Origin of the sequence: Streptomyces sp. A1136, assembly GCF_004795055.1 — a bacterium.
Taxonomy (GTDB): Bacteria; Actinomycetota; Actinomycetes; order Streptomycetales; family Streptomycetaceae; genus Streptomyces.
On sequence record NZ_SSBJ01000056.1, the window covers coordinates 18,711 to 34,078 of the forward strand.

Below are 15,368 nucleotides of genomic sequence, written 5' to 3' on the forward strand. Positions count from 1 at the left end.
TTGTCCTGCGTCTCTTCGTCGTGCGCCCGTCGAGCGAATCGTCGTGCATCTCGTCCCCGTCACAGCCGATCGTCGCCAAAGCGGTCCATTCCGGTTCCAGCCGCCCAGTATCCGCCACAGCGGACCATGGGAGACCATCGGGGCACTCCCGGGCAGATTGACAGGTCCCCGGTGCGGGGTCACGTTGAGTGCATGCGCATCGGGATCATCGGGACGGGCCGGATCGGCTCGTTCCACGCGGCGGTCCTGGCCCGCCGGCCGGACGCCGGCTCGCTGCTGCTGGCCGACGCCGTCCCCGGGCGGGCCGCGCGGCTCGCGGACCGGCTCGGGGCCACCGCCGCGCCGAGCGTGGACCAGGTCTTCACCTGGGGCGTGGACGCCCTCGTCGTGTCCTGCGCGACGGAGGGGCACGCCGAGTTCGTCGTACGGGCGGTGCGCGGCGGGCTGCCGGTGTTCTGCGAGAAGCCGGTCGCCCCCGATCTGGGGCGGACGCTGGCCGTGCTGCGCGAGGTCGGCGCGGCGCGCGGCGTGCTCCAGGTGGGTTTCATGCGCCGGTTCGACGCGGGGTACGCGGCCGCTCGGGCGCTCGTACGTTCCGGCGCGCTGGGTCGGCTGCACACCGTACGGACGACCACCGCCGATCCGGCGCCGCCGCCGGCGGGGTACCTGCCGACCTCCGGGGGCCTGTACCGGGACTGTCTGGTGCACGACTTCGACATGGTCCGCTGGGTGACCGGGCGCGAGGTGGCCGAGGTGTACGCGACCGGGTCGGACGCGGGCCTCCCGGCGTTCCGGGAGGCGGGCGACGTCCACACCGGCGCGGCCCTGCTCACCCTGGACGACGGCGCACTCGTCAGCAGCACCGGCACCAGGTGCAACGGCGCCGGGTACGACGTGCGCATGGAGCTGGCCGGCGAGCTGGACCAGGTCTCCACCGGGCTGGACGACCGCACGCCCATCGCGTCGACCGAGCCGCACGGACCGCCCCCGGCGAGCAAGCCCTGGGCCGGGTTCCTGGAGCGGTTCGGCCCGGCCTACGAGGCGGAGCTGGCGGCCTTCGTACGGCTGGTGCGCGGCGAGGGCCCCAACCCGTGCGACGGCGGGGAGGCGCTCGCCGCGTTCCGGATCGCGGAGGCCTGCGAGCACTCGCGCCGGGAGCGGCGCCCGGTACGGCTGGAGGAGCTCCCGGACCTGTGACGGCCGGACGGGCTCCCGGACCTGTGACGGCCGGACGTCCCGTGGCGGACGGCCCGGTCGCCGGGCGGCCCGCCGGGGGTCGGGTGATCGGCCGGGCGTCTTCGGCGATCCCACCGGCTACCAGCGCACCCGATGGCGCCGCACGCCCCGCACCATCGCGCCGGGTGTCCGCTCCGGCGGCCCTTCCTGGTCGGCGCGCGGGGTCGCCGGCTGTTCGGGGCGCGCCGTCCCCGCGTCCGGCAGGGTGTCGGTGGTCTGCCGGTTCTCGTCGCGGTCTTCGGCGATCGTACTGAGGTCCGGAATCGGCATGGGGTCACCCTAGACCGGCGGTTGACTCCGGACGGGGCGGCTTTCGGCCATTCGATCAGCCTGCGGCGCGTCGGCCCCAGGCGGTGCCGGCGAGGACCAGCGCGGCCCCCACGAGACCGGCGGGGCCCGGCCGGTCCCCGCCGAGCGCGATCCCGGCGGCGGCCGCCCACAACGGCTCGGTGCCGAGCAGCAGGCTGACGCGGGAGGGGGAGGTGGCGCGTACGGCCCACATCTGCACGAAGAAGGCGAAGAGCGTGCACAGCAGGGACAGGAAGGCGAGTCCGGCCCACGCGGCGGGACCGAAGTCGGCGGCGGCCTCCCACGGGCTCGCGCCGGTGCCCGGCAGTGCGGCCAGGACGGCGAAGACCGCGACGGCGCCCGCAAGTTGGACGGTGGTGAGGGAGAGCGAGTCGGCGTCCTGGACGGCCTTGATCCGGGCCATCAACAGGACGTGCGCCGTCCGTGCGAGGGCGGCGCCGAGGATGAGCAGGTCGCCGGCGCCGGGGGCGGTGAACCCGGCGCCCTGCGTCAGCAACACCACCCCGGTGACCGACAGGGCGGCGGCGCCGAGGAAACCGCGGGAGGGTCGGCTGCGGCGTACGGCGGCCTCGGCGAGCGGGGTGAAGATCATGGTCAGGCTGATGATCAGCCCGGCGTTGGTGGCGGAGGTGTGGACGACCCCGTAGGTCTCCAGCAGGAAGATCCCGCCCAGTACGAGCCCCAGGGCGCCCGCGCCGCGCAGTTGGGCCCCGGTGAGCGCCCGCAGCCGCCGCCGGCCGGCCAGGGCGAGCACCGGCAGCACGAGCGCGAACCGCAGCACGAGCACGGCCACCACGGTGTGCGCGGCGGTGATCCCCTTGGCCGCGAGGTAGCTGCCGCCCCACACGACGGCCACCAGCAGCACCGGCAGATCGGTGGGCCACGCCCGGCGGGGTGCGGCGGCGGGGACGGCGGCGAGTGCGGACACGGGGTCTCCAGCGGCGGGAGGCGGGCGGAGACTTCGGCGGCTCCCTCGGGACGCGGCTCACCGTACCGGAGTGGATCACGGTGGGTCCACGTCGCCGTCCGGCCGCGGCTCGCTCCCCGGTCAGTCCGCGAAGGAGCCGAACGCCGCGCGGCCGGTCGGCCGGTAGGTGTGCAGGGCGATGCCGCCCGGGGTGGTGCGGTGGTCGGTCAGGGCGTAGGACGTCGGGAGGCCGCCCGTGGGGAACAGCCGGCGGCCCGCGCCGAGGAACACCGGGAACACCAGCAGGTTGATCTCGTCCACCAGGTCCCGGGCGAGCAGCCACTGCGCCAGTCGCCCGCTGCCGTGGACCTGGAGCTCTCCCTCCAGCCGGTCCTTGACGCGTACGACCTCGGCCTGGAGGTGTTCGCCGTCGACGACGGTGGTGTTCTCCCACGCCGGTTCGCGCAGCGTGGTGGAGGCGACGTACTTCGGCAGGTGGTTGAGCCTGCTCGCGACGGGGTCCGCCGGGTCGTCGTGGTGGGGCCAGTAGCCGGCGAAGATGTCGTAGGTGCGCCGCCCGAGGAGGAACGCCTCGACCCTGTCGAAGATCTCCGTCACGAAGGCGCCCATGCCCTCGTCGGCGAAGGGCACGAGCCAACCGCCGTAGCGGAAGCCGTCGCTGGGGTCCTCCTCGGGCGCTCCGGGGGCCTGCATCACCCCGTCGAGGGTGAGGAAGGTGGTGAGGGTCAGCTTGCCCATGGCTCCGCGCTCCTTGCTCGGTACGGTCGGGTCGTCTGCACCGTTCAGACTCCCGGGCCGTCCGGGACTCGTCGCCGCGGCGCGCGCGGGCCGGGCCCCCTTTCCCTCCGGTACCCGTCCGGCGGCTCCCGGTACGCGGCTCCCCCGTACGCCGAAGGGGCGCACCGACCGGCGGTGCGCCCCTTCGGACCGTGCGCCCGGGGGTGTCGGCCCCCGGGGTACGCGATCAGCCGCCGAGTTCCTGGTGGCGGGCGGCGTGCGCGGCCGCGCCGGCCTCCGTCAGGGAACCGAACAGCCGCAGGCGGGAGAAGCCGCCGTCCGGGAAGATGTCGATGCGCACGTGCGTACCGACCGCCGGGGTGTCCAGCACGAAGCGGTGGTTGGTGTCGGGCTGCAGGCGGGTGCGCGGCAGGAATTCCGTCCACTCCCCCTCCTCGCCGGACTTGACGGACAGCGAGGCCCAGCCGGCCGAGTTGCCCTTGAGGTAGGCGGTGTCGATCTCGACGGCGCGGATCTCGGAGTCGGCGACCAGCCGGTAGCGGATCCAGTCGTTGCCGTTGTCACGGCGGCGCGCGGTCTCCCAACCGTCGTCCATCTTGCGGGAGCGGCCCGGGTTGATGGTGTTGGTCGGCGGGGAGTAGAAGCGGTTGGACGCGTCCTCGACCGAGCCGCCGTTCTCCAGGGCGACGACGTCGAACGTACCGAGCGCGGCGAGCCACTCGGGGTCCGGGCGGACCTCTCCGTAGACGCGCAGGCGGGCCACGCCGCCGTCCGGGTGCTGGTTCAGGCGCAGGTGCGTGAAGCGCTGCTCGACATCGATCTCGAAGCCGTTGGCCGCGTGGCCGCCGACGGGGGTGCGCTCGACGAGGGTCGTCCACTTGACGTCGTCGGAGAGCAGTTCCTCCGCGGTCGGGGAGCCCTCGACGGCGGCGGCCTGTACGGAGACGGCCTGCGGCATGTTGCCGCGGAAGTGGGCGGTGTCGACGACGATGCCGCGGATGACGCCGGGGGCGCCGAGGCGGATCAGGGCGTAGTCGTGGTCCTCGGCGGTGGGCCAGGGCTGCTCGGCCGAGACGCCCCGGCGGCGGCGGGTCTCCCAGCCGTCCATGACCTTGCCCTTGTGCCCGAAGTGCTCGGGGTCGAAGTGCGCGGGCTCCTCGATGAGCAGGTTCTCGCGCTCGGCGAAGAACTCGTCGTTGGCGGCGATGACACCGGCGCCGAGCGCACGCGCCGCGAGGTTCGCGTACTGGGTGAACGGGAAGTCCGCGGTGCGGTAGTCCGCGTACGGGTCGCCGCCCCCGTACGGGTTCGCGTTGCCGGTGAAGGAGGGAATCGCCGTCACAGTCAGTTCTGCCTTTCGAGAAGTCGGCCCGTGGGCCCGGTCGGGGTCCCGTGGTCGGCGATCTGCGTGCCGCGCAGCCAGGTGGACTTCACGACGCCGTGCAGGGTCTTGCCCGCGTACGCCGTGACCTGGTTGCGGTGGTGCAGGTGGGCCGGGTCCACGGTGAAGGTCTCTTCGGGGGCCAGCACCGCGAAGTCGGCGTCGCGACCGGCCTCGATGGCGCCCTTGGCCGCCAGTCCGGCCAGGGCCGCCGGTGCGGTGGACATCCAGCGCGTGACCTCTTCGAGGTTGTGGCCGCGCTTCCTCGCCTCGGTCCAGATCGCGGGCAGGCCCAGCTGGAGGGAGGAGATGCCGCCCCACGCGGTGGCGAAGTCGCCGGTCTTGAGGTCCGCGGTGGAGGGGGAGTGGTCGGAGACGATGCAGTCGATGGTGCCGGCGGCGAGCGCGTCCCACAGGAGGTCCTGGTTGGCGGCCTCGCGGATGGGCGGGCAGCACTTGAACTCGCTGGCGCCGTCGGGCACTTCCTCGGCGGTGAGGGTGAGGTAGTGCGGGCAGGACTCGACGGTGATCCGGACGCCCTCGGCCTTGGCGGCGGCGATCAGCGGCAGCGCGTCGGAGGAGGACAGGTGCAGGACGTGGACGCGCGCGTTCAGCCGCTTGGCCTGGGCGATGAGGTTCTCGATCGCGGTGTTCTCGGCGTCGCGCGGCCGCGAGGCGAGGAAGTCCGCGTACTTGGGACCGTTCTTCTGCGGCGCCGACTCCAGGTGGTGCGGGTCCTCGGCGTGCACGATCATCAGCCCGCCGAACCCGGTGATCTCGGCGAGCGAGGTGGCCAGCTGCTCCTGGTCGAGCTCGGGGAACTCGTCCACGCCGGAGGGCGACAGGAAGCACTTGAAGCCGTAGACGCCGGCGTCGTGCAGGGGGCGCAGGTCCTTGACGTTGTCGGGCAGCGCACCGCCCCAGAAGCCGACGTCGACGTGCGCCTTGCCGCGCGCGACGTCCTGCTTGATCCGCAGGTGGTCGACGGTCGTGGTCGGCGGCAGGGAGTTCAGGGGCATGTCGAGGATCGTGGTGATGCCCCCGGCCGCGGCGGCGCGGGTGGCCGTCCAGAAGCCCTCCCACTCGGTGCGGCCCGGGTCGTTCACGTGGACGTGGGTGTCCACCAGACCGGGGAGCAGGACGTCGTCCCCGAAGTCCTCCAGCCGGGCCCCGGCCGGTACTTCGGCCTCGTGCGGCAGTACGGCGACGATCTTCCCGGCGGCGACGGCTACCGAAGCGGCGCGCGTCCCCCCGGGGGTGATGACGCGAGTCGAGCGCAGTACCAGTTCCACGTCGTCGGACACGCCGGAACCTCCCCATCTACTTCCACAGAGCGAAATTCAACGTTCTGTTGACGGAGTCTTCACCGCGATCCGAAGCCAGTCAAGAGTGTCCGGACGGACCGCCGACAGCCTCGGGAGCCAGTTGGACGTTTCCACAAGATGGAATTAAGATTTCACTATACAGAATGTAGCTATCACCATCCAGGGACGCCGGGTAACTTCAGGGCACCCTCCGTCTCCCGGACAAACCCCCTCTGACCGGCGGGGAAGGCATCGCCCGGCTCTAGGGCCGACGCCGACCGACCGGTAGGCTGCTTCCTTGCCTGCCAGCACCGAAAGGACCGCGCCCGTGCCGACGTCCAGCGCCAGCACCACCGACGCTTCCGCCAAGCGCACCGCCGGCGGCGGTGGCGTCCAGTCCCTGGAGCGCGCCTTCGACCTGCTCGAACGCATGGCCGACGCGGGGGGCGAAGTCGGCCTCAGTGAGCTCTCCGCCGCGAGCGGCCTGCCGCTGCCGACGATCCACCGTCTCATGCGCACCCTCGTGGCGTGCGGGTACGTCCGCCAGCAGCCCAACCGACGCTACTCCCTCGGTCCCCGGCTGATCCGCCTGGGCGAGTCGGCCGCCCGGCTGCTCGGCACCTGGGCCCGGCCCTACCTGGCCCGCCTCGTGGAGGAGACCGGGGAGACGGCGAACATGGCACTGCTCGACGGGGACGAGATCGTCTATGTCGCCCAGGTGCCCTCCAAGCACTCCATGCGCATGTTCACCGAGGTCGGCCGCAGGGTGCTGCCCCACTCCACCGGCGTGGGCAAGGCGCTGCTCGCTCACACCCCCGCCGAGGAGGTCCGCGCCCTGCTCGCGCGCACCGGCATGCCGGCCGCGACCGAGAAGACCATCACCACGCCCGAGGGCTTCCTGGACGCCCTGGAGCAGGTCCGCAAGGCCGGCTACGCGGTCGACGACAACGAGCAGGAGATAGGGGTCCGCTGCCTGGCGGTGTCGGTGCCGAACTCCCCGACCGCCGCGGCGATCTCCATCTCCGGCCCGGCGGGCCGGGTGACGGAGGCCGTGGCCGAGTCCTTCGTGCCGATCCTCCAGGGCGTCGCGGCCGAGCTGTCGGTGGCGCTGCAGAGCCAGAGCCCCGCGTAGTCCCCGCCGTACGCGAAGCCCCGGCACCGCCCGCGAGGGAGGGTGCCGGGGCTTCTCGTGTGGCCGCCGGGGCCCGCGCCGCTCAGGCCGTCGGGACCGACCGGGTGAGGCGACCGTCGGCCATCCGCGCCGTACCGTCCATCCGCTCCAGGTGGGCATGGTCGTGGGTGACCAGCACGGTGGCCGTGGAGCGCTCGCGGGTCAGGGTGACCAGGAGGTCGAGCACGGCCGCTCCGCGCTCGTGGTCCAGCGCGCTGGTGGGCTCGTCGACCAGCAGCACGGCGGGTTCGTTCATCAAGGCGCGGGCGATGTTGACGCGCTGGCGCTGGCCCCCGGACAGCTGGTGGGGACGCCTGTCGGCCTTGTCGGCCAGGCCCACGGCGTCCAGCAGCTCCAGCGCCCGGCCCCGGGCCGCCCGGGCGGGGCGGCCCGCGAGGTGGGCCATCACCTGGAGCTGCTCGGCGGCGGTCAGCGACGCGGGGAGATTGGGCTGCTGGAAGACGATCCCGATCTCCTCGCGGCGCAGCCTCGACTTCTCGGCCGGGCCGAGGTCGGCGGTGTCCCGGCCCGCGACGACCACCTGTCCCGAATCCGGGGTGACGAGCGTGGCGGCGACGGCGAGCAGGCTGGACTTCCCGGAACCGGAAGGCCCGACGACCGCGGTGAGGGTGCCGCCGGGCACCTCCAGGCAGACGCCGTCCAGCGCGGTGAGCCGGCCGTCGCCGTCGGGGTAGGTGAGGGTGACGTCGTGCAGGCTCAGGGTCATCGGGCGCTCCCCAGTGCGGTCAGCGGGTCGACGGCGGTGATCCGCCGGATGGACAGGGCCGCGCCCAGGGCGCCGAGCGCGATCATGACCGCGGCGGGGACGAGGACGGTGGCCGCGTCGAGTACGAAGGGCACCGCGCCGCCGCCGATCAGCGCGCCGAAGCCGGCCGCGAGCGCCGTGCCCAGCCCGGTGCCGAGACCGAGCATGACCACGGCCTGCCCGAGGGCGTCCCGGAGCAGGTAGCCGGTGGAGGCCCCCAGTGCCTTGAGGACCGCTATGTCACCGCTGCGCTGGATGGTCCACACCGTGAAGAAGGCCCCTGTGACCAGCGCCGAGATGGCGAAGAGGAAGCCGCGCATCAGTTGGAGGGAGCCGTTCTCGGAGGTGTAGGAGCCGATGGCGCCGAGGGCGTCGTCGAGCGTCTCGGTCCGGGTGCCGGCGGCCTTGTCGCCGGCCGCGAGGTCGACGCCGGGCGCGTCCAGGGCGACGACGGTGGCGACGGTGCCCCCGACCCCGCCCGGGTTCCCGACGCGTTGCCAGTCCCCCAGGTCCGCCCAGACGACGGGGGTGTGGCTGAACGCCGCGGCGCCGGCCACGGCGGCCACGGTCAGTTCGAGCGGGCCGACCCTCAGCCGGTCCCCGGGCCGGGCGCCGCCGAGTTCCTCGGCGGCCTTCCCGGTGAGCACCACCCGCCCCGGGGCGAGCCGGGAGCCGGGAGGAGCGAGCCGGCCGGCGGGGTCGACGCCGAAGAGGGAGACCGCGGCGGTGCGCTCGCCGCGGACGGCGTTGGCGGTGCGGATGCCGAGTGGTTGCGCCATCCGCACCCCCGGTCGCGTCCCCCAGGTCCGCCAGGCGCTCTCGGGCAGCTGCGAGTTGGTGAAGGACACCTTCTGGTCGCCCGGGGGCGCCGCGAAGGACAGGTGGGTGGCGGGCAGTGCGGTGACGGCCGAGATGTTCTCCCGGGCCAGTCCGGACGTGAGCCCGGACAACAGGCCGACCAACAGCGTGATCAGCAGGACGACCGCCCCCATGAGGGCGAAGCGGCCCTTGGCGAACCGTAGATCTCTCCATGCGACGAACATGGTCCCCACCCTGGTGTCGGCAGGGGGGCCGGGACATCGCGCGGCGGTTCGGTTACCGGTGTCGAAGGGCGGAGCCGGATATCGAACTTTCGGTTGACCGGGCGCCCGCCGGCCGCGCTTACGCTGGTCAGGCCATGCCCGTACGCCCCCGCTCCCCCGCCTCCCGTCCGCTGACGCCCGTGTCGCGCGTCCTGCGGCTGTGCCTGCACGCGCTGTTCTTCGGGCTCCTCGCCCTGGCCGCCGGTCGGGCCGTCACCGACTCCGCGCCGCGCGCCGGTTGGGTGGTGACCGCCTGCGCGGTGCTCGCCGCGCTCTACGCGGGCGGAGCGCTGACCCCCGCCGTGCACCGGTCGTCGCGGGCCGGGACGGTGTGGCTCGGGGCGCTGGGGTGCGTGTGGGCGGCGCTGCTCGTGGTCTCCCCGGACGGGCTTTGGATCGCCTTCCCGCTGTACTTCCTGGAACTGCACCTGCTGCGGCTGCGTTGGGGGATCGCGGCCGTCGCCATGACGGCCTGCGCGGCCATCGGCGGTTTCCTCGGGCACAGCGGCCCGGCGGACCGCGTCGTGGTGACACCGGGGGCGTTCCTGGGGCCGCTGCTGGGCGGCGCCGTGGCGGTGGCGACCGTACTGGGCTACCAGGCGCTGTACCGCGAGAGCGAGCGCCGGCGGCGGCTGATCGAGGAGCTGATGGCGACGCGGGCGGAACTGGCCGACGCCGAGCGGGGCGCGGGCGTCCTCGCCGAGCGGGAGCGGCTCGCGCGGGAGATCCACGACACCCTGGCGCAGGGGTTGTCCTCCATCCAGTTGCTGCTGCGGGCCGCCGAGCGCTCGCTCCCCGAGGACGCGGCGGCGCTGGAGCACATCGGTCGGGCGCGCGAGGCCGCCCAGGAGAACCTCGCCGAGGCCCGCCGGTTCGTACGCGCCCTGACCCCGCCCGATCTGGAGCACGGGTCGCTGCCGGCCGCGCTGGAGCGGCTGTGCTCGGCCGCGCCCGGGCCGCGGGTGCGGTTCTCGTTGAGCGGCTCGTCCCGGGCGCTGCCCACCCCGTACGAGGTGGCGCTGTTGCGGATCGCCCAGTCGGCGCTGGCCAATGTGGTGCGGCACGCGCGGGCCGGGCGCGCCGAGATCACCCTGACCTTCATGGACGCCTCGGTCACGCTGGACGTCGTCGACGACGGCCACGGCTTCGACGTCTCCTCGGCGCCCTCCGGGGACGGCGGGTTCGGCCTGCCCGCGATGCGCTCGCGCGCCGAGACATTGGGCGGGCTGTTCACCGTGGAGTCCGCCCCGGGCCAGGGCACCGCCGTGGCCGTGACCCTGCCGCTGCCCCTGGAGGCACCCTGATGACCATCCGACTGCTGCTGGCCGACGACCACCCGGTGGTACGGGCGGGGCTGCGGGCCGTGCTGGAGGCCGAGCCGGACTTCGCGGTGGCGGCGGAGGCGGCGACGGCGGAGCGGGCGGTGGAGCTCGCCGCCTCGGCGAAGGTCGACGTGGTGCTGATGGACCTCCAGTTCGGGTCCGGGATGCACGGTTCGGCGGCGACGGCCCTGATCACCGCGCTCCCGGCGGCCCCCAGGGTGCTGGTGCTGACCACCTACGACACGGACGCGGACATCCTGGCGGCGGTGGAGGCGGGCGCCTCCGGCTACCTGCTGAAGGACGCCCCGCCGGAGGAACTGGCGGCGGCGGTCCGCACGGCGGCGGCCGGCCAGTCGGCGCTGGCCCCCGCGGTGGCGCTGCGGCTGATGGACCGGATGCGGACGCCCGCGGAGGCGTTGACGAAGCGGGAGCTGGAGGTGCTCCAGCTGGTCGCGGACGGGTTGTCGAACCAGCAGATCTCCAAGCGGCTGTTCCTCAGTCAGGCCACGGTCAAGTCCCACCTGGTCCACGTGTACGCGAAGCTCGGCGTCGACTCCCGCACGGCGGCCGTGGCCGCGGCGGCCGGCCGCCGCCTGATCCGCACCCGCTAGGTGGTCCGCGCTACGCGACCCAGTGGGGGCGGCGGACCGCCGGGGTGAGCGGGACGCCCTCGTGGAACGCGGTCGCGAGGCGGCGCACGGCCTCGTCCAGGCGGTCGGCGGGAAGGGTGTACGGAATCCGCAGCCGGTGCTCGAAGGTGCCGGGGTCCACCCCGAAGCGAGCCCCGCGCCCGATGTGGACACCCGCGGCCGCGGCCCGTTCCGAGAGCGCGGAGCTGACCGGCTCGCCGAGGTCCACCCAGAGGGACAGCCCGCCCGGCGGCAGCCGCCACGACCACTCGGGGGTGTACCGCCGCAGCGCCCGCACCAGGGCCCCGCGCCGTACCCGCAGCTCGGCGAGCCGCTCCGGCAGCACCCGCTCCAGTCCTTCCAGCAGCGGCAGCGCGACCAACTGGTCCAGTACGGAACCGGTCATGTCGGCCGCGGCCCGGACCGAGGCCAGCTCGGTGATCACCTTGGCGGTGGCGCGGACCCAGCCGACCCGTAGTCCGCCCCAGTGCGTCTTGCTCAGCGAGCCCAAGGTCACCACGTGGTCGGCTCCCCCGGGCGGCGCAAGCGAGGCCAACGGGGCAGGTGCCGGTACGTCCAACGCGATGTCGGCGATGGTCTCGTCCACCACCAGCCAGGTGCCGGTCCGCCGGGTGGCGGAGAGCAGGCGCAGCCGCTGCTCCGGCGGCATCAGCGCGCCCGTGGGGTTGTGGAAGTCGGGGATCACGTAGGCCAGTCGTGGGACCGTCTGGCGCAGGGTGGATTCGGCGATCTCCATGTCCCAGCCCGTATCGGAGACCGCGATGGACCCGGTGCGCACCCGGGCGTGCCGCAGCGCGTCGAGCGCGTTGGCGTAGGTGGGGCTCTCGGTGACGATCCGGTCCCCGGCCCGGCACAGCAGGCTCACCGTCAGCGCGAACGCCTGCTGGGCTCCGGCCGTCACGAGGATCTGTTCCGGGCGGGTCGGCAGGCCGCGCCGGGTGAACCGGTCCGCCACGGCCGTGCGCAGGGCGGGCAGGCCGAAGGGGTGGTAGCCGGGGGTGCGGGCCGCCTCGGGGAGCCTGGCCGCGGCCCAGGCCAGGGCCTCGGTGAGGGCCCCGTCGGGGGCTCCCATGGCGGCTATGGCGAGGTCCGTGCCCGGGTCCTGGTCGGCGCTGTACCCGCCGGCGCCGAGGAGGGCGTGGGCGCCGACGGGGCGGTGCCCGTCGGGCAGGTCGGTCCAGGTGCCCGCGCCGCGCCGGCTGCGTGCGTAGCCGCTCTCGCGCAGCAGGTCGTAGGCGCCGGTGACGGTGGCCCGGCCGGCGCCGATCGCCTCGGCCAGTTCGCGTTCGGCGGGCAGCCGCACGTGCAGCGCGATCCGGCCGTCGAGGATCAGGGTCCGCACCGCGTCCGCGAGGGCCCGGTAGCCGGGCCGGGCCAGGAGCGCCGGCGGCAGGAGCGCCGCGAGCTGACGGCTGCCGATGGTCGTGTCCGCGGACTGGACGGTTCGCCCGTTCGCCATGCCAACCTCCCCCGATTGGCTCTGCCCGCCAGGCCAATCAAGGGACCACACTCCCCGTATTGGCCCCCGATTGGCAAGGAGACACCGATCATGTCGATGACCCGTGACGCCGCGACGCTGACCGACCGCGACGAACGCGCGCTGGTGGCCGCCGCCGAGCGGCGGATCTCCGAGCCCCTGCGATTCGGGGCCGCGGTGGACGCCCTGCGCGCGCTGGGCCGGTTCGCACGACGCGGGTTCACCGCGGGGCGCCCGCGAGGCCACGCGCAAGGGCGAGAATCGCTCTCATGGCAGACGAATCCCCTCACCCCGCCCGGTCCGGCGCCGACCGCCCGGTGATCGCCGGCCTGCTCCTCGCGGCGGGCGGCGGGCGCCGCCTGGGCGGGCGCCCCAAGGCGTTGCTGCCCTTCCGCGGCCGCCCGCTCGTCGAGAACGCGGTCCGGGTGCTGCGCGAGGCGGGCTGCGGCCCGGTGCACGTGGTGCTCGGCGCGTCGGCGGCGGAGGTCCGCGAGCGCGCCGACCTGCGGGACTGCGTCGTGGTGGACAATCCGGACTGGGAGCGGGGCATGGGGTCCTCGCTGCGGGTGGGACTGCGCTCGCTGGCCGGTACCGGGGCCGCCGCCGCCTTGGTCTCGCTCGTGGACCAGCCGGGGATCGGGGCGGCCGCGGTGGCCCGCGTCCTGGCGGCGTACCGGTCCCCCACCAGCCTGGCGGCGGCGGCCTACGACGGGGAGCGCGGCCACCCGGTGCTGTTCGGGTCCGCCCGCTGGGACGACATCGAGGAGACCGCGACCGGCGACCGGGGCGCGCGGGCGCACCTGACGGAGCACGCGCAGGAGCTGACGCTGGTGGAGTGCGCGGACATCGCCGACGCGTTCGACATCGACACCCCGCCCGACCTGGCGCGCCTGACGTGAGCCGGCTTGTGCGCGCGGTGACCGGTATGGCACTGAGGGCCACCGATCGGCGGAATATGTCGACCAGGAGAATCTCGACATCAACAAACCATTGAACTTCCACCATGAGGAAATTACTATCCACTGGTCAGAAGCGCCCTGAACCCACAGACGGCGCCCGCGACCGTATTCCGGAACTCTCCACACCCGACGACACTGCGTGCCGTCTCGCGCGAGCATTCCCCCGCGGCCGCCAGGCACCGCCGCTGAAGGAGTGACAGATATGTCCGCACCAGCGCCGTCCCCGCTGGCCATCGTCGATGCCGAGCCCCTGCCCCGGCAGGACGAGGTCCTCACCGAAACGGCCCTGGCCTTCGTGGCCGAGCTGCACCGGCGGTTCGCCCCCCGCCGCGCCGAGCTACTCGCCCGGCGCGGCGAACGGCGCTCCGAGATCGCCCGCACCTCCAGCCTCGACTTCCTCCCGGACACCGCACAGGTCCGCGAGGGCGACTGGAAGGTGGCACCCGCGCCGGCCGCGCTGAACGACCGCCGCGTGGAGATCACCGGTCCGACGGACCGCAAGATGACCATCAACGCCCTCAACTCGGGCGCCAAGGTCTGGCTCGCCGACTTCGAGGACGCCTCGGCTCCCACCTGGGAGAACGTCGTCCTCGGCCAGCTCAATCTGATCGACGCCTACGAGCGGCGCATCGACTTCACCGACCCCCGCACGGGCAAGTCGTACGCGCTGAAGCCCGCCGACCAGCTCGCCACCGTCGTGATGCGACCGCGCGGTTGGCACTTGGAGGAGCGTCACCTCACGATCGACGGCGCTCCGGCCTCCGGCTCGCTCGTGGACTTCGGCCTGTACTTCTTCCACAACGCGCAGCGCCTGATCGACCTCGGCAAGGGCCCGTACTTCTACCTGCCGAAGACGGAGTCGCACCTGGAGGCGCGCCTCTGGAACGACATCTTCGTCTTCGCCCAGGACTACGTCGGCATCCCGCAGGGCACCGTCCGCGCGACCGTCCTGATCGAGACCATCACCGCCGCGTACGAGATGGAGGAGATCCTCTACGAGTTGCGCGACCACGCCGCGGGCCTGAACGCCGGGCGCTGGGACTACCTCTTCTCGATCGTGAAGAACTTCCGTGACGGCGGCGAGAAGTTCGTCCTGCCGGACCGCAACGCGGTGACGATGACCGCCCCGTTCATGCGGGCGTACACCGAACTCCTCGTCCGCACCTGCCACAAGCGCGGCGCGCACGCCATCGGCGGCATGGCGGCCTTCATCCCTTCCCGCAAGGACGCGGAGGTCAACCGGGTCGCGTTCGAGAAGGTGCGGGCCGACAAGGACCGCGAGGCGGCCGACGGCTTCGACGGCTCCTGGGTCGCCCACCCCGACCTCGTGCCGATCGCGATGGCCTCCTTCGACGCGGTGCTCGGCGAGAAGCCGAACCAGAAGGACCGGCTGCGCGAGGACGTCTCGGTGGCCCCCGGCGACCTGATCGCGATCGACTCCCTGGACGCCAAGCCGACGTACGAGGGCCTGCGCAACGCGGTCCAGGTGGGCATCCGTTACATCGAGGCCTGGCTGCGGGGCCTCGGCGCGGTCGGCATCTTCGGCCTGATGGAGGACGCGGCCACCGCCGAGATCTCGCGCTCGCAGATCTGGCAGTGGATCAACGCGGGCGTGGTGTTCGAGCACGACGGCGCGCTGGTGCCGGCCACGGCCGAGCTGACCCGCGAGCTCGCCGCCGAGGAACTGACCGCGATCCGCGCCGAGGTGGGCGAGGAGGCCTTCGCGGCCGGCAAGTGGCAGCAGGCCCACGACCTCCTGCTCCAGGTCGCCCTCGACGCCGACTACGCGGACTTCCTCACCCTCCCCGCGTACGAACAGTTGATCGGCTGACCTGCCCGCACTTCGGCTGAATCGCACAGCAGCCGAACGCACCGACTCCGCCCCCGCCGCCGCAACGCGCCGGGGGCGGAGCCGTGTCCGACTCGCGGCGGACTCGACTCCCGACCGATTGGTCGGTCGTTACGTCATCGTAATCTGCCTGTACCTAGCGGTAACATCCGGGCGCGTGTCACCTTTCCGATGCCACCGGCGCCGGCGGTAACCC

At 73.4% G+C, this 15,368-nt stretch carries 15 protein-coding genes; 7 read left to right on the forward strand and 8 right to left on the reverse strand.

All coding sequences use genetic code 11. From position 1 onward, the window contains the following. Positions 1–192: 192 nt before the first annotated feature. Positions 193–1,197, forward strand: a complete 1,005-nt coding sequence (locus E6R62_RS33900) for a Gfo/Idh/MocA family oxidoreductase (protein WP_136217323.1) — start codon at positions 193–195, stop codon at positions 1,195–1,197. Between the two features lie 117 nt (positions 1,198–1,314). Here E6R62_RS33900 and E6R62_RS33905 read toward each other — a convergent pair whose 3' ends face one another. The 5 genes from E6R62_RS33905 to allB form a co-directional block, all read right to left on the reverse strand. Beyond that, the gene (locus tag E6R62_RS33905; protein WP_136217324.1) at positions 1,315–1,506 is read right to left on the reverse strand and encodes a hypothetical protein; all 192 of its coding nucleotides are present in this window, start codon (positions 1,504–1,506) and stop codon (positions 1,315–1,317) included. Between the two features lie 55 nt (positions 1,507–1,561). After that, positions 1,562–2,473: a DMT family transporter gene (locus E6R62_RS33910; protein ID WP_136217325.1), complete on the reverse strand. Its 912-nt coding sequence runs from the start codon at positions 2,471–2,473 to the stop codon at positions 1,562–1,564. Positions 2,474–2,593: 120 nt separating this feature from the next. Further along, positions 2,594–3,211 (reverse strand): dihydrofolate reductase family protein, encoded by a 618-nt coding sequence (locus E6R62_RS33915; protein ID WP_136217326.1) that lies wholly within the window; start codon positions 3,209–3,211, stop codon positions 2,594–2,596. 226 nt (positions 3,212–3,437) lie between these two features. Beyond that, complete coding sequence (alc, locus tag E6R62_RS33920; RefSeq protein ID WP_136217327.1) at positions 3,438–4,553, reverse strand: allantoicase; 1,116 nt, start codon at positions 4,551–4,553, stop codon at positions 3,438–3,440. A gap of 2 nt (positions 4,554–4,555) precedes the next feature. After that, positions 4,556–5,896, reverse strand: coding sequence for an allantoinase AllB (gene allB, locus E6R62_RS33925; RefSeq protein ID WP_136217328.1), 1,341 nt, complete (start codon positions 5,894–5,896; stop codon positions 4,556–4,558). Positions 5,897–6,224: 328 nt separating this feature from the next. Here allB and E6R62_RS33930 point away from each other — a divergent pair, with 328 nt between their 5' ends. Continuing rightward, a complete protein-coding gene (locus E6R62_RS33930) occupies positions 6,225–7,028 on the forward strand; it encodes an IclR family transcriptional regulator (RefSeq protein WP_136217329.1) in 804 nt (267 codons plus the stop codon). A gap of 82 nt (positions 7,029–7,110) precedes the next feature. Here the strand turns inward: E6R62_RS33930 and E6R62_RS33935 are convergent, their stop codons facing one another. Both E6R62_RS33935 and E6R62_RS33940 read right to left on the reverse strand, forming a co-directional pair. Further along, positions 7,111–7,794, reverse strand: coding sequence for an ABC transporter ATP-binding protein (locus E6R62_RS33935; protein WP_136217330.1), 684 nt, complete (start codon positions 7,792–7,794; stop codon positions 7,111–7,113). Beyond that, positions 7,791–8,876 carry an ABC transporter permease gene (locus tag E6R62_RS33940; RefSeq protein WP_136217331.1) on the reverse strand — a complete coding sequence of 362 codons (1,086 nt, stop codon included), beginning with the start codon at positions 8,874–8,876 and terminating at the stop codon, positions 7,791–7,793. Before E6R62_RS33940 ends, E6R62_RS33935 begins: the two co-directional genes overlap by 4 nt. 134 nt (positions 8,877–9,010) lie before the next feature. Between E6R62_RS33940 and E6R62_RS33945 the strand changes: the two genes are divergently transcribed. Further along, positions 9,011–10,219 carry a sensor histidine kinase gene (locus E6R62_RS33945; RefSeq protein WP_136217332.1) on the forward strand — a complete coding sequence of 403 codons (1,209 nt, stop codon included), beginning with the start codon at positions 9,011–9,013 and terminating at the stop codon, positions 10,217–10,219. Continuing rightward, complete coding sequence (locus E6R62_RS33950) at positions 10,219–10,848, forward strand: response regulator transcription factor (RefSeq protein WP_136217333.1); 630 nt, start codon at positions 10,219–10,221, stop codon at positions 10,846–10,848. Before E6R62_RS33945 ends, E6R62_RS33950 begins: the two co-directional genes overlap by 1 nt. Positions 10,849–10,858: 10 nt before the next feature. Here the strand turns inward: E6R62_RS33950 and E6R62_RS33955 are convergent, their stop codons facing one another. Beyond that, the gene (locus E6R62_RS33955) at positions 10,859–12,346 is read right to left on the reverse strand and encodes a PLP-dependent aminotransferase family protein (RefSeq protein WP_136217334.1); all 1,488 of its coding nucleotides are present in this window, start codon (positions 12,344–12,346) and stop codon (positions 10,859–10,861) included. 90 nt (positions 12,347–12,436) lie between these two features. Here E6R62_RS33955 and E6R62_RS33960 point away from each other — a divergent pair, with 90 nt between their 5' ends. The 3 genes from E6R62_RS33960 (at position 12,437) to aceB (ending at position 15,154) form a co-directional block, all read left to right on the forward strand. Then, positions 12,437–12,685, forward strand: coding sequence for a hypothetical protein (locus E6R62_RS33960; protein ID WP_136217335.1), 249 nt, complete (start codon positions 12,437–12,439; stop codon positions 12,683–12,685). Beyond that, the gene (locus E6R62_RS33965) at positions 12,634–13,263 is read left to right on the forward strand and encodes an NTP transferase domain-containing protein (protein WP_136217336.1); all 630 of its coding nucleotides are present in this window, start codon (positions 12,634–12,636) and stop codon (positions 13,261–13,263) included. The genes E6R62_RS33960 and E6R62_RS33965 overlap by 52 nt, the downstream gene beginning before the upstream one ends. A gap of 262 nt (positions 13,264–13,525) precedes the next feature. Further along, positions 13,526–15,154, forward strand: coding sequence for a malate synthase A (aceB, locus tag E6R62_RS33970; RefSeq protein WP_136217337.1), 1,629 nt, complete (start codon positions 13,526–13,528; stop codon positions 15,152–15,154). Positions 15,155–15,368: the final 214 nt, after the last annotated feature.

Coding starts and splice junctions, on each gene's coding strand:
- E6R62_RS33940 (WP_136217331.1), bottom strand. CDS start 8,876: ATGTTCGTCGCATGGAGAGATCTACGGTTCGCCAAGGGCCGCTTCGCC.
- E6R62_RS33905 (WP_136217324.1), bottom strand. CDS start 1,506: ATGCCGATTCCGGACCTCAGTACGATCGCCGAAGACCGCGACGAGAAC.
- E6R62_RS33935 (WP_136217330.1), bottom strand. CDS start 7,794: ATGACCCTGAGCCTGCACGACGTCACCCTCACCTACCCCGACGGCGAC.
- E6R62_RS33945 (WP_136217332.1), top strand. CDS start 9,011: ATGCCCGTACGCCCCCGCTCCCCCGCCTCCCGTCCGCTGACGCCCGTG.
- E6R62_RS33950 (WP_136217333.1), top strand. CDS start 10,219: ATGACCATCCGACTGCTGCTGGCCGACGACCACCCGGTGGTACGGGCG.
- E6R62_RS33900 (WP_136217323.1), top strand. CDS start 193: ATGCGCATCGGGATCATCGGGACGGGCCGGATCGGCTCGTTCCACGCG.
- E6R62_RS33960 (WP_136217335.1), top strand. CDS start 12,437: ATGTCGATGACCCGTGACGCCGCGACGCTGACCGACCGCGACGAACGC.
- E6R62_RS33965 (WP_136217336.1), top strand. CDS start 12,634: ATGGCAGACGAATCCCCTCACCCCGCCCGGTCCGGCGCCGACCGCCCG.
- aceB (WP_136217337.1), top strand. CDS start 13,526: ATGTCCGCACCAGCGCCGTCCCCGCTGGCCATCGTCGATGCCGAGCCC.
- E6R62_RS33955 (WP_136217334.1), bottom strand. CDS start 12,346: ATGGCGAACGGGCGAACCGTCCAGTCCGCGGACACGACCATCGGCAGC.
- E6R62_RS33915 (WP_136217326.1), bottom strand. CDS start 3,211: ATGGGCAAGCTGACCCTCACCACCTTCCTCACCCTCGACGGGGTGATG.